This is a genomic window from Sphingomonas phyllosphaerae 5.2 (genome assembly GCF_000419605.1).
Classification (GTDB): Bacteria; Pseudomonadota; Alphaproteobacteria; order Sphingomonadales; family Sphingomonadaceae; genus Sphingomonas; species Sphingomonas phyllosphaerae_B.
On the sequence record NZ_ATTI01000001.1, the window covers coordinates 639,436 to 652,500 of the forward strand.

A 13,065-nucleotide genomic window follows, 5' to 3' on the forward strand; every position below is an offset into this window, starting at 1 on the left:
TGTGACGCCCCCGTTGCCCCCGCCGCCCGTGCTTCCTAGATCGCGGGGGATGACAGGCAGCTACGGTCCCCCCGACCGCTTCAACGAGGAACAGGCCACCTTCGCGATCCGCGGTGCCGACGCGCCCGATCTGGAGGGCGGCGTTGCGGCGATCCGTAACGTACTGAAGACGTTGCCGCTCAAGCCGGGCGTCTACCGGATGCACGATGTGAAGGGCGACGTGCTGTACGTCGGCAAGGCGCGCGCGCTGAAGAATCGCGTCGGCAATTACGTGCAGGTCGATCGGCTTTCGAAGCGGTTGCAGCGGATGGTGGCGCAGACGCGGTCGATGACGATCGTGACCACCAACAACGAGGCGGAGGCGCTGCTGCTGGAGGCGCAGCTGATCAAGCGCTACCGCCCGGCCTACAACGTGCTGCTGCGCGACGATAAGTCGTTTCCGTTCATCCTGTTGCGCGCCGATCATGCCTTCCCCCGCATTCAGAAGCATCGCGGTGCCCGGCGCGCCAAGGGCGATTACTACGGTCCGTTCGCCAGCGCGGGGAGCGTCAACAACACGCTGAACGCGCTTCAGAAACTCTTCCTGCTGCGCAGCTGCACCGACGGCTTCTTCAAGACGCGCGACCGGCCGTGCCTGCTGTACCAGATCAAGCGGTGCTCGGCGCCGTGCGTCGGCCGGATCGACACGGAGGGCTATGCCGAGCTGGTGTCGGATTCGAAGAAGTTCCTGGCCGGCAAGGCGACCGACGTTCAGGCCAAGCTTGGCGCGCAGATGGAGGCGGCCGCCGCCAACATGGATTTCGAGCTGGCCGCGATCCTGCGCGACCGGCTGAAGGCATTGACCTTCATCCAGGGATCGCAGTTCATCAACGCCGAGGGCGTCGGCGACGCGGACATCTTCGCTTTGGCGTGTCACGAGGGGCTGATCGGAATCGAGGCGTTCTTCATCCGTGGCGGGCAGAATTGGGGGCACCGCAGTTTCTTCCCTGCGCACACCGCCGACGTGCCGGAGGATGAGGTCATGACGCAGTTCATGATGCAATTCTACGAGGAGGTGCCGCCGGCGCGCACGATCCTGATCGACCGCGAGCTGCCCGATGCCGAGGTGCTGGTGCAGGCGCTGTCGGAACAGGCGGGACGCAAGGTGGAGTTGACGGTGCCGCAGCGCGGCGTGCGGCGGCGCTTGCTCGACCAGGCGACGCGCAATGCGCAGGAGGCGCTGGAGCGGCGTCTGGCGGAAAGCACGACGCAGGCGCGGCTGCACCGCGAACTGGCGGAGCTGTTCGAGCTCGGCGAGCCACCCGATCGGATCGAGGTCTACGATAACAGCCATATTCAGGGCACCAACGCGCTCGGAGCGATGGTCGTCGCGGGACCGGAGGGGTTCCGAAAGGGTCAATATCGCAAGTTCAACATCAAGCATGCGGCGACCGACGACGATTATGCGATGATGCGGGAGGTGCTTACCCGGCGCTTCTCGCGTGCGCTGGAGGAGGATCCGGATCGCGACGGCGCGACCTGGCCGGACCTCGTCTTGCTCGATGGCGGACGCGGGCAACTAAACGCCGCGAAGGCGGTGCTGGAGGATCTCGGGATCGAGGACGTGTGCATGGTCGGTGTCGCCAAGGGGCCGCACCACGGCCGCGAGGGTCGGGAGGTATTCCATCTGATGGACGGGCGCGAGCTGACGCTGCCGGTCAATGCGCCATTGCTGTTCTATCTTCAGCGGTTGCGGGACGAGGTGCACCGCTTCGCGATCGGCGCCCACCGCGCGAAACGCGCGAAGGCGATCGGCGCCAGCCCGCTGGACGAGGTGCCGGGGATCGGTCCGGCGCGCAAGAAGGCGCTGCTGATGCATTTCGGCACCGGCCGCGCGGTGCGCAACGCCAGTCTCGAAGACCTGCGCAAGGCACCGGGGGTAAGCGCGGCGGTGGCGCAGCAAGTGTATGATTTCTATCATGCCAAGTAAGCGACTGCGAACGTCAGGGACGTATTGGTGCACCTGATCGCAGACGCCATCCTGCTGTCGGTGCGTGCGCATGGAGAGCATGGGGCGGTGGCGCGGGCACTGACGCGCGTGGATGGGGTACAGCCCGGTTATGTGCGCGGCGGGCATGCGCGGCGGCTGCGGCCGGTGCTGCAGCCCGGCAATGCAGTGCGGGGCGAGTGGAGGGCGCGTACCGACGAGCAGCTGGCGGCGTTGACCGTCGAGCTAGTGCAAAGCCGTGCAGGCCTGCACGGCTTTGCGCTCTCCGCGGCCGCGCTCGACTGGGTGACGGCGCTCACCGCCACCACGTTGCCCGAGGCGCAACCGTATCCGCAACTCTACGATGCTTTGGGCGCGGTGCTCGACGCGGTCGAAGCCGCGCCGAGCGCACGCGGCTGGGCGGCGGCGCTGGCCCGGTATGAACTGCTGGTGCTGGCGGAACTGGGCTTCGGGCTGGACCTGTCGGCATGTATCGCCACGGGCACGACCGACGATCTGGCGTTCGTCAGCCCGAAGAGTGGCGCGGCGGTGTGCCGCGGTGCGGCGGCGGGGTATGAGGCACGGTTGTTCGCACTGCCGCCATTCCTGCGCGATGGCGGCGCCGCGACAGGGGCCGAGGTGATCGAGGCATTGGCGATCACCGGCCACTTCCTGGCACGTGACCTGCTGATCGATCGGCGGCGCGATCCGCTGGCCGCGCGCGAGCGGTTGCTGGAGCGATTGCACAGGGCGGTTGCGTGATGCGTCCGCCCGCGGCATGCGGTGCGGCCATGACCAGCAAGCACCTCATCGCAATTCTGCCCGGCGACGGGATCGGCCCCGAAGTGACCGCGGAGGCGCGGCGCGTGCTCGACGCGCTTGATCTGGGGCTGTCGTTCGAGGAGGCGCCGGTCGGCGGTGCGGGTTATCGCGCGAGCGGGCACCCGTTGCCAGACGACACGCTGGCGCTGGCCAAGCGCGCCGATGCGGTGCTGTTCGGCGCGGTCGGCGACCCGGCGTTCGACTCGCTTGAGCGCCCCTTGCGCCCCGAACAAGCGATCCTGGGGTTGCGCAAGCATTTGCAGACGTTCGCCAACCTGCGCCCCGCCAAGATGTTCGCGGGGCTGGAGGATGCCTCGACGCTGAAGCCGGAGGTCGCCAATGCGATCGACCTGGTGATCGTCCGCGAGTTGAACGGAGACGTCTATTTCGGTGCGAAGGGGCGTCGCACCACCGAGACGGGGCTGCGCGAGGGGCATGACCTGATGCGCTATGACGAAAGCGAAGTGCGGCGCATCGCGCATGTCGGATTCCAGACCGCGACGAAGCGGCGCGGCAAGCTGTGCTCGGTCGACAAGGCAAATGTGCTGGAAACCTCGCAATTGTGGCGCGATGTCGTGATCGAGGTCGCGGCAGATTACCCGGACGTCGCGTTGACGCACATGTACGTCGACAATGCAGCGATGCAGCTGGTGCGTAATCCCGGCGCATTCGACACGATCGTAACCGGCAACCTTTTCGGTGACATCCTCTCGGATCAGGCGAGCATGTGCGTCGGGTCGATCGGGATGCTGCCGTCGGCATCGCTGGATGCGGCCGGCAAGGGACTGTACGAGCCGATCCATGGCTCGGCACCGGATATCGCCGGTCAGGGCAAGGCAAATCCATGCGCGGCGATCCTGTCGGCAGCAATGATGCTGCGCCACTCGCTGGCGAGGGCGGAGGCGGCGGACCGGATCGAGGCGGCGGTGTCGGCGGCGCTCGCGACGGGCGTGCGGACGCCCGACCTTGGCGGGTCGGCCTCGACGCGCGCGATGGGCGAGGCGGTGCTGGCGGCGCTTTGACGCCGCCAGCGGTCAGACCCAGCTGGCGAACCACGTCCAGCGGCGGAAGGCGGCGGGGTTGGCGAGCGGCTCGGCGCTGATCACCGGCAGGAAGTAGAGCCACAGCGCGAAGACCAGCAGCAGATAGAGCTCGATCCAGCGGCCGAGTGCGGCGCGGTGATGATCGATTGCAACCGCGAGCGCTACGCACAGCAGCACGCTGGACGGGTAGTAGTAATAATAGAAGCCGAGCGACTTCGGGATAATCGCGAAGATCGCGACCGAGAAGGTCCATAGCGCCGCCGGGGCGAGCAGGCGCGCCACGCCGCTCTTCACCCACGCGGCATATCCCGCAGCCACCGCGACCAACCCGCCCCACATCACCGCCGGATTGCCGAGCAGCAGGATGCCGCGCTGCGCGCCGTCGACCGGCTCGTAAAGGTACCAGATCGGGCGGATCATCAGCGGCCATGTCCACCAGTTGGACTGATAGGTGTGCGCGGGCAGCTTTTGCGTCTGCCGCAGGTACATATCCCACTGGAAATGGGGGAGGGCGGTCAAAGTCAGTGCGTCGTTGACGTAAAAGAAGGCGGGCGCGAAGGTGAGGAAGTAGCTGGCGACCGACAGTCCGCCAAGCAGCGCGAGCGCCGGGAAGGTGCCCAGCCCCGGCCAGCGCGCGGGACGTTCGCGGCGCATCACCAGGAACGTCACCGCCGCGGCGGCAACGTAAGGCGCGGCGGCCCATTTACAGGCGGTGGCCAACCCCAGCAACACGCTGCCCGCGCTCCATTTCACGATGCTGCCGGCACGGCATGCTCCGGCGAGCAGGACGATGCCCCATAGCAGGAAAGCAACCATGAAGGTGTCCAGCATCGCGATCCGCGCCTGGATGTAGATCGTGAAGCCGAGCAGTGCGAAGGTGGTGGCGAGCAAGGCCGCCCGTGTGCGCCCGGTCAGCAGATGCGTGAACGCGAAGACCCCAGCTATGGTGGCACTGCCCGCCAGCGTGGACGCGATGCGCCAGCCGAACGGCCCGTCGCCGAACAGCTTCATCCCGAGCGCGATCAGTTCCTTGGCGAGCAATGGATGCTCGATGTTGGTCGGCCCCGACAGCGTGAGGAGCGCGCGTGCGGCGGGGAGATAATGGACTTCGTCGAAAACCGGCTTGGTGGGTACGGACAGGTGAAAGAGGAAGATCAACTCTGCGGCGAGCGCGATCAGCAGCGCCAGCACGTGCGGCGACCGGCTCCTTTGTCCGACATGCACGATCCACGTTCCCCAGCCGTCGACGCCACCCCGCGCCGGGAGCACCGTGGCGCGCCCTGCCCACGCCGACAAGGCGGTTTGTCGGTGCTGCCCCCTTGTTCTGCCGGACCGGTAGGGGCAAAGCGGGCGCATGAAGCGGCATAGCGGACAGGATCGGTCGATCACGCAAGCCTGGCGTCCGGCGACTCTCGCGGTTCGCGGCGGCACGGCGCGATCAGAATATGGCGAGACGTCGGAGGCGATCTTCCTCACCTCGGGCTACGCCTACGATTGTGCGGAGGACGCGGCGGCACGCTTCGCGGGCGAGCAGCAGGGGATGACCTACTCGCGGCTACAGAACCCGACCGTCGAGATGCTGGAAAAGCGGATCGCGTTGCTGGAGGGCGCCGAGGCGTGCCGTACGATGGCGACCGGGATGGCGGCGATGACGGCGGTGCTGCTGTGCCAGTTGCAACAGGGCGACCATGTCGTGGCCGGGCGCGCAGCGTTCGGTTCGTGCCGCTGGCTGGTCGATACGCTGCTGCCCAAGTTCGGGATCAGCACCACCACCGTCGATGCGCGCGACCCGCAGGCATTCCAGGACGCGGTGAAGCCCAACACCAAGGTCTTCTTCTTCGAGACGCCTGCCAATCCGACGATGGACATCGTGGACTTGCGCGCCGTGTGCGGGATCGCGCGCGAGCGCGGGATCGTGAGCGTGGTCGACAACGCCTTCGCGACGCCGGCGCTGCAGCGACCGATGGAGTTCGGCGCCGACGTGACCGCTTATTCCGCGACCAAGATGATGGACGGCCAGGGCCGCGTGCTGGCGGGTGCGGTGTGCGGGACCGAGGATTTCATCACCAACACGCTGCTGCCGTTCACGCGCAACACCGGGCCGACGCTGTCGGCGTTCAACGCGTGGGTGGTGCTCAAGGGGCTGGAGACGCTTGACCTGCGCATCCGCCGGCAATCGGAGAATGCGATCGAGGTCGGGCGTTTCCTGGAAGGTCGCGTGCCGCGAGTCCTGCACCCGGGCTTGCCGAGCCATCCGCAGCACGAGCTGGCGATGAGCCAGATGAGCGCGGCGGGCGGGATCTTCGCATTCGAGGTGGCGGACCGTGCACAGGCGCACGCGCTGCTCAACGGGCTGGAGCTGATCGACATCTCTAACAACATCGGCGACTCGCGCTCCCTGATGACCCACCCGGCGTCGACCACCCATTACGGTGTGTCGGCGGACGCGCGTGCCGAGATGGGGGTGACGGAGGGACTGTTGCGGCTGAACGTCGGACTGGAAGACCCGCGCGACGTGATCGACGACCTCGATCGCGCATTGGGACGAGCCGGACTGTGAGCGGGTCGCCCGGCATCGGGGCGCTGTTCCCGGACGCCGCGACCACCGAGGCGGTGACGGTGCGCGTGTCGGTCAGCTATCTCGCCGAACAGTCGGAGCCGGCGCGAGGCCGGTGGTTCTGGGCCTATCATATCCGCATCGAAAACCACGGCGCAGGGCCGGTGCAATTGCTGACCCGGCACTGGATCATCACCGACGGTGCGGGTGCGCGCCACACGGTCGAGGGCGAGGGCGTGGTCGGCGAGCAGCCGGTGATCCAGCCGGGTGCGAGCTACGACTATGTTTCGGGCTGTCCGCTTGCGACGCCGAGCGGTGCGATGCAGGGCAGTTACCGGATGGTGGCGGCCGACGGGCGCGTGTTCGATGCGGCGATCCCGCGCTTCGCGCTGCTGGCGCCGGCCGAGGCGGAGTGACCCGGTGAAGCGTACGCACCTGCCGCTGAATGGTCTGCGCGTGCTCGATGCCGCCGCACGCCATCTGTCGTTCACGCGCGCCGCCGATGAGCTGGCGGTGACCCCGGCGGCAGTCGGGCAGCAGATTCGGGCGCTGGAAGATACGCTGGGCGTGGTGCTGTTCCGGCGCACGACCAAGGGACTGGAGCTGACGCCAGAGGGCGAGGCGGGGTTGGCGCCGTTGCGGCAGGCGTTCCTCGAGTTCGAGGAAGCGGTGCGTGCGATGCAGGCCGGGCAATCCTCCAAGTCGTTGACGATCGCTGCCCCTCGCGACGTGACCGAAAAGTGGTTGTTGCCGCGGCTGGCCGAGATCGCGGCGCTGGACCCGGATCTGCGCTTCGCACTGGTCGCGGCGGACGAGGGCATGGATTTCACCGAGGCGAACCTGGACCTTGCGATCCGCTGGGGCGAGGGGCCCGGTGCGCACGAGGGCGAGGCGATCGAGAGCGATGGTCTGGTGACGGTCGCGCGCGCGGGCGGCGGACCGGCGACGGCGATCCAGTGGCCGGGCGCTCCGGACACGGATGGTGCCGCGCTGGTGCGGGTCGGCGATGCGGGACTGGCGATCGACGCCGCCGCAGCGGGGCTGGGGCGCGCGACGGTGCCGGAGATGCTCGCCGCGCGCGATATTGCTGCCGGACGCGTGGTGGTGGTCGGCGACGCCCAGCCGTCGCGGATCGGTTACTGGCTGGTCGCGCCGACACCGCAGTGGCGGCAGCGGAAGGTGCAGGCGCTGGTCGAGGCGCTGGGCCGCTAGGTAGCCCGACGTTGGGTCAAGTCCGAGCACGGCGTCGTTCGCTGGGTGGGCAAGTGTCTTTCGGCGGAGGCAGCGACGGCTCGTCCGGCGGGAGCATGTCGCTTTCTTCCGGTGCGTTTCCAATCGCGTGCGCGCGCCTGCCGCCGCTATGCGCGCAGCGATCGCGGTGCGCCGCGGCGGAGCGGAAGGATCGCGAGGCCTCCTGCGAGCGTCAGGGCGGCGAGAACGAGCAGCAATGCGGTAAAGTCGTGCGGGGTCGCCAGTGTCCAGGTGAGCAACGGCCCGAGTAGCGCCGGGAGCGTGTTGGCGAGGTTGATGAGTCCGAGGTCGCGGCCACGGTGCCGCGGATCGGGGAGCAGGCGGACCGCCAAAGCGGCGTGGAGCGCGAGGAACACCGCCGCCGCGATCGAGTAAAGGACGAAGCCGATCGCGCCCGCCGCGGGGTGCGCGCCGATCGCCATCGTGAGCAGACCGGCGGCCGCGAGCGCGGCTGCGCCGAACAGGAACGGCGTGCGATGTGCGGCGCGGTCCGAAAGGCGTCCGGCAAGGACTGCGACCGGAAGCGGGAGAATGTAGCTGATCGTCAGCAACGTGCCGACCCGCGCGGCCAGCAGCGCGGGGGCGACCGGACCGGAGATGCTCTGGAAGTAATAGAGGAGGTAGAGCGACAGCGCACTGCCGGCGACCTGCACCAGCAGCCGCGCGATGCTGGCCACGAACAGCTCGCGTGGGGCGCTGGCGGGGCGGGGAGTCGCGTCGGGCGCGACAGGAGCGCCGCGGACCAGCAGCAGCGGCACGAGCGTGGCCGCGGCAAGCGTGCCGAGCAGCGCGAGCTGTGCTGGCTCGCCCCATCCGGGGGCGGCGACGAGCAGCGCCGAGACCGCACCGGCCGCGGGTGGGCCGAGCGCCAGCAGCCCGCTGGCCAAACCACGCTGGTCGTCCGGGATTTCGTCGGCCATGATCGCCATCATCGGCGCGAGTATCGCGTTGACGGCAAGCTGGAACAACAGCACCGCCGCGATCAGCGTCACTGGGCGGTCGGCGAGCGCGATGGTGGCGAAGGTTGCGCCCAGCAGGGCCGCACCGCCTGCCATCCACCGGCGCCGTCCGCCGCCGCGCGCCAGCGAGCGGTCGCTCAGCCAGCCGAACAAGATATTGCCGGCGCTGGCGATTATCGCGCCGCCGACGATTGCGACGGTCAGCCAGCCGATCCGCGCCTCTCCGGCGAGGCGCGCGACCTTGAGCGGCAGCAGCAGCGATAGCAGCGGCAGATAACCGATCACCGCGCCGGCATGGGCGAGCGAAAAGGCGGCGAGCAGCCGGTGCGAGGCGGGGGGGCGGGAGCGGATCATGTGAGGGGCGCAGGATAGCGCGCCGGGCCTCGGGTGCCAGTGCGTTGGATTCGTGAAGGGTTCGTTCGGCAGCCTTTGGACGATGAGCAGAAAACGGCAGGTGAGCCGATCGTCGTCGGCGCGTGTGTAGCCAAGCGATGCGGGATGTCGTGGTTCGGCGCTGTATGGCTCCGCCAAGTTTGCGATGATGACGGCGTAGTGGCCCCCGCGCGCGCCGATGTAAGCAATGATCGCTTCCGCCCGGTCGCGGCGCCGGGCGGAGCGGAAAGCGCAAGCTCGCCCGCCTAGTCTAGGTGACGGCGTCGCGGCGGCCCATGATCCGCACCACTTCGGGCAGCATCGCGATCGGCAGCGGCTCGGCGAAGAGGAAGCCCTGCACATGCTCGCAGCCCATGCGCAGCAACCCCTCCAGCTGCTCGCTGGTCTGCACCCCCTCCGCGACGCAATCGAGCGAGAGCGCACGGCACAGTCCAAGCATCGCCTCCACTACCGACGAGCCACGCTTCTCGCGCAGGCCCTCGATGAAGCTGCGGTCGATCTTGACCTTGTCGAGCGGGAGCTGGTGGAGGTTGCTGAGGCTGGAATGACCGGTGCCGAAATCATCGAGCGCCACCTTCATGCCGAGCCCGCGCAGCCGTTGCAGCATCCGCGCCGCGACCGCGGGTTCGCGCATCACCGCCGTCTCGGTGACCTCGACCCAGATCCGCGACGGCGCGATGCCCGAGGCGAGCAGTTCGTGTTCGATCGCCGCCAGTGTCGCGGGCGAATGCAGGTCGCATGCCGAGATGTTGAAGGACAGTGCGACGGCATCGGGCAGCGTGCGCGCCGCGGCCAGCCCCTTGCGGAACACCGCGAGCGTGATGGCGTGGATCAACGTGGATCGTTCGGCGACGGTGATGAAGTCGGCGGGTGCGATCTCGCCGACCAGCGGGCTGTGCCAGCGCGCCAGCAGCTCGATCGCCTCGACGCGGCCGGTACGCGCCCCGACGATCGGCTGGCCGTACAACTGGAGTTCGTCGTCGAACACGCTCGCCTGCAACGCCGCCTCGATCGCGCGGTCGCGCCGGATCGCGCTTTCCAGGTCATGCGTGAAGAGGCACAGCCCGCCGCCCTGCACGCGCTTGGCATGGTAGAGCGCATAATCGGCACGGTCGAACAGGTCGGTGGCGAGCACGCCCGACCCGGGGAACAGCGCGACCCCGAGCGAGCCGCCGACCGCGATGGTCAGCTCGCCGATCGCGAACGGCTCCTCCAGCGCCTGGCAGATGCGCGCCCCGATCGCCCCCGCGATCAACGCCTCGCCCGGCACCAGCAGCCCGAACTCGTCGCCGCCCAGCCGGTAGAAGGTGGCGCCGCCGTGCAGCAATCCGGCGATGCGTTCGGCCAGCCGGACCAGCAGAATGTCGCCGACGTGATGGCCGAAGGTGTCGTTGACGGGTTTGAACCGGTCGAGATCGAGCAGCCCGACCGCGAACGGCCCCGCAGTGCCGCTGCGCACCAGTTCATCGAGATCGTCCTGGAAACGGCGGCGATTGGGCAGCCCGGTCAGGCTGTCGGTGCGCGCCAGCCGCTCGTTCTCGGCGTTCAGGCGGATCAGCTCGCCATGCTGGCGGTTGAGTCGCGCCTGCGAAGCGACCTGTTGGCGAAAATGATCGAAGCCGTTGAACAGCACGCGCAGCAGCACGACCAGTACCAGCGCGACATTCACCGCGATCACGGTGTACATCACGTCCTGCCGCAGCAGGCACGCGCCGATGAACGACGGAATCACGATCAGCCCGACCAGCAGCGCGACCTGCGGCACCGTCGCGAGGCAGAAGATGCACCCGATCGTCGTGGTCGTGAGATAGATCATGACGTGCGCCTGATCTACCGCCCCGCCATAGCGAAACAGCGCGAGCGCCCACGCGACATACGCACAGGCGATCACCGCGCCGAGCAGCGTGACGAGCCGGAGCTGGCGCTGTGCGCGCGCCGGGTTCGGCGGATCAGGGTGGCGTGCGTGCCGCCACCAGTGAAGCAGGCGCATCGCGCTGAGGAACAGCAGGGCCGCCGGAATGCCCGTGCTGAGATAGACAGGCATGTTGTGGCGGTGGGTAAGCGCGATCGCCAGCGAGTTGACGATCAGCAACGCGTAGAGGAACGGCAATTGGCGACGGAGACCGGCGACCTGCGCCACCGCCAGCCGGGAATCGTTTCCCATGCCGACGTACCAGCGGTACAATCGCCATCCCCATCCCGTTCGCACGAAACCCCCGTTTATCGGTGCCAATACGGGTGTTTAGGCGGAAACTGTTAGCGAGCCACTAAGGCTGTTCCGGACCACGCCCGATCAACTCCATCCGTTGCGGCACCGTGCCGATATCGATGTCGTCCGCGCGGAAGCGGCGTAGCAGGACGGTGAGGATGGCGCTGCGCGCGCTATAGGCAGCACGCGGCGAGGCGACGTGCGCAAAACAGTTGAAGAAGATTCGCCCGTCGGCGATCGAGTCGACGAATACCGCCGCTTTCGGATCGTCGAGCACTGCCGGCTCGGCCGCGAACGTCTCGGCAACGATCGCGGCCACCCGGTCGGCATCGGCCTCCAGCGGAACCGAGAACTGGATCTGGATGCGGCCGAGTGGACCGGCCAGGGTCTTGTTCAGTACCGACTTGGTGATGAGCTCCGAATTGGGGACGATCAGCGTCGAGTGATCGGCCAGCGTGATCTCGGTCGAACGCACGCTGATCCGCTTCACATCGCCCTCGTCGGTGCCGACGCGGATCCAGTCGCCGATCTTGATCGGGCGCTCGGCCAGCAGGATCAGTCCGGAAACGAAGTTCGAGGTGATCGCCTGCAGACCGAAGCCGATGCCGACCGACAGCGCGGACAGCAGCAGCGCGATCCGCTCGACCCCGATCCCCAGCGAGGCGAGCGACCAGATCACCGCCAGCGCGACGCCGACGTAGCGCGCGACCAGCCCGACCGAGTTGCGCGCCGACCCGTCGAGATCGGTGGCCGGCAGGTATTTGTCCTCAAGCCAGCGGCGGAAGGCGCGAACCAGCGCCAGTCCGACGAACAGCACCGCCAGCCCGCGGATGATCGCCCCCGGCGAGACCGCGATGCCGCCGACCTGGACGCCCTGCGCCAGCAGCCCGAGCCGTGCGAGGAACGTGCCGATCCCGCCGCCTGCGCCGAACGGCACGAAGAACAGCCCGAGCGCGACGAGCGCGAGCGTGAGCCGCGAGATGCCCGAGAGCAGCACGCCGAACTGGTCGACCACCGCGCCGCGCAGCCCGAACCCACGCGACATCGCGCGGCCCAGTGCACTGTCGCGCGCGAACAGCGTGACCGCCATGTCGTCGACCGCGGCCATCAGCAGGTAGGTCACCGAGGCGAGCACCAGCCCCCATCCGATCAGCTGCATCACGAACAGTGCGAAGCCGAGGAAGCCGAGCAGGAGTGCGAACAGGGTGGCGATCGCGAGTATCCACGCCAGCAGCGCGACCGCGCCGAGCCCGGTGCGTGCCGGCGCGGCGCTCTCCTCCTCCGCGCGGTTCGCACGGAGCCGCCCGAGCGCGAGCAGCGCGCCGGCGAGCAGCGCGAGATGGAGGATGATCTCCACCACGTGCGTGGCGCTCTGCGCGGCCGGGCTGGCGCCGACGGCGGTGTTGAACGCCTCCAGCATGTAGCTGAGGAAGGCGATGGCGGCGAGCAGCCAGCCATAGGGACGCAGCTCGATCGCGACGTCATCGGCGATCGGCGCCACGCGCCAGCTCGGCTGGCTGCGCATCAGCAGCGCACCGATCACCGACGAAGCGAAACAGGCGTAGGTCGTGGCAACGGTCAGCGCGTCGCCCAGCGTGTCCCAGCCGCCCGGCAGCAACCGCGACCAGCGCAGCCCGGCGGTGAGCAGCGCGATCGCTGCGAACGGCGCGAGCGTGCCGACCAATACCCGCCACAGCGCGGCGGCGGAGCGGCGAACGCGGTGGCCCGGGGCGCCTTCGATCAGGAAGCGTTGGCCGAAGCGCAGCGCGGCGGCGCGGGCCGGGCCAGCGATCGCCAGTGCAGCGATCAGCCCGAGCAACGCCGGCCACGGCACCGCACCGGACCCGGCGCGCCCGATCGCGTCG

At 68.5% G+C, this 13,065-nt stretch carries 10 protein-coding genes (1 of these 10 only partly in view); 6 read left to right on the plus strand and 4 right to left on the minus strand.

Going from position 1 to position 13,065, the window contains the following annotated elements:
* The first annotated feature begins 49 nt into the window (after nt 1-49).
* The 3 genes from uvrC to leuB are packed head-to-tail and all read left to right on the plus strand — an operon-like array spanning nt 50 to nt 3,810.
* Complete coding sequence (uvrC, locus tag SPHPHY_RS0103095; RefSeq protein WP_022685251.1) at nt 50-1,969, plus strand: excinuclease ABC subunit UvrC; 1,920 nt, start codon at nt 50-52, stop codon at nt 1,967-1,969.
* A 27-nt stretch (nt 1,970-1,996) separates the two neighbouring features.
* Nucleotides 1,997-2,728: a DNA repair protein RecO gene (gene recO / locus SPHPHY_RS0103100; RefSeq protein WP_028056429.1), complete on the plus strand. Its 732-nt coding sequence runs from the start codon at nt 1,997-1,999 to the stop codon at nt 2,726-2,728.
* Nucleotides 2,729-2,757: 29 nt separating this feature from the next.
* Complete coding sequence (gene leuB / locus SPHPHY_RS0103105; protein ID WP_028056430.1) at nt 2,758-3,810, plus strand: 3-isopropylmalate dehydrogenase; 1,053 nt, start codon at nt 2,758-2,760, stop codon at nt 3,808-3,810.
* 12 nt (nt 3,811-3,822) lie between these two features.
* Here leuB and SPHPHY_RS0103110 read toward each other — a convergent pair whose 3' ends face one another.
* The gene (locus SPHPHY_RS0103110; protein ID WP_022685254.1) at nt 3,823-5,127 is read right to left on the minus strand and encodes a glycosyltransferase family 39 protein; all 1,305 of its coding nucleotides are present in this window, start codon (nt 5,125-5,127) and stop codon (nt 3,823-3,825) included.
* 58 nt (nt 5,128-5,185) lie between these two features.
* Between SPHPHY_RS0103110 and SPHPHY_RS0103115 the strand changes: the two genes are divergently transcribed.
* The 3 genes from SPHPHY_RS0103115 to SPHPHY_RS0103125 are packed head-to-tail and all read left to right on the plus strand — an operon-like array spanning nt 5,186 to nt 7,600.
* Entirely contained in the window at nt 5,186-6,391 is a 1,206-nt protein-coding gene (locus tag SPHPHY_RS0103115; protein WP_022685255.1) for a trans-sulfuration enzyme family protein, read from the plus strand.
* Nucleotides 6,392-6,405: 14 nt separating this feature from the next.
* Nucleotides 6,406-6,804, plus strand: a complete 399-nt coding sequence (gene apaG, locus SPHPHY_RS0103120; RefSeq protein ID WP_028056432.1) for a Co2+/Mg2+ efflux protein ApaG — start codon at nt 6,406-6,408, stop codon at nt 6,802-6,804.
* Between the two features lie 4 nt (nt 6,805-6,808).
* Nucleotides 6,809-7,600, plus strand: a complete 792-nt coding sequence (locus tag SPHPHY_RS0103125; protein WP_022685257.1) for a LysR family transcriptional regulator — start codon at nt 6,809-6,811, stop codon at nt 7,598-7,600.
* Between the two features lie 146 nt (nt 7,601-7,746).
* Here the strand turns inward: SPHPHY_RS0103125 and SPHPHY_RS0103130 are convergent, their stop codons facing one another.
* The 3 genes from SPHPHY_RS0103130 to SPHPHY_RS19055 form a co-directional block, all read right to left on the minus strand.
* A complete protein-coding gene (locus SPHPHY_RS0103130; protein WP_022685258.1) occupies nt 7,747-8,952 on the minus strand; it encodes an MFS transporter in 1,206 nt (401 codons plus the stop codon).
* A 289-nt stretch (nt 8,953-9,241) separates the two neighbouring features.
* Complete coding sequence (locus tag SPHPHY_RS19050; protein WP_022685259.1) at nt 9,242-11,155, minus strand: putative bifunctional diguanylate cyclase/phosphodiesterase; 1,914 nt, start codon at nt 11,153-11,155, stop codon at nt 9,242-9,244.
* A 103-nt stretch (nt 11,156-11,258) separates the two neighbouring features.
* Nucleotides 11,259-13,065, minus strand: partial view of a DUF3772 domain-containing protein gene (locus tag SPHPHY_RS19055; protein ID WP_022685260.1) — the 3' portion only. It continues 554 nt past the right edge of the window; 1,807 of the gene's 2,361 nt are visible here — the last part of the coding sequence; its start codon lies beyond the right edge, outside the window; its stop codon occupies nt 11,259-11,261.

Coding starts and splice junctions, on each gene's coding strand:
- leuB (WP_028056430.1), top strand. CDS start 2,758: ATGACCAGCAAGCACCTCATCGCAATTCTGCCCGGCGACGGGATCGGC.
- SPHPHY_RS0103115 (WP_022685255.1), top strand. CDS start 5,186: ATGAAGCGGCATAGCGGACAGGATCGGTCGATCACGCAAGCCTGGCGT.
- SPHPHY_RS0103130 (WP_022685258.1), bottom strand. CDS start 8,952: ATGATCCGCTCCCGCCCCCCCGCCTCGCACCGGCTGCTCGCCGCCTTT.
- uvrC (WP_022685251.1), top strand. CDS start 50: ATGACAGGCAGCTACGGTCCCCCCGACCGCTTCAACGAGGAACAGGCC.
- SPHPHY_RS19050 (WP_022685259.1), bottom strand. CDS start 11,155: ATGGGAAACGATTCCCGGCTGGCGGTGGCGCAGGTCGCCGGTCTCCGT.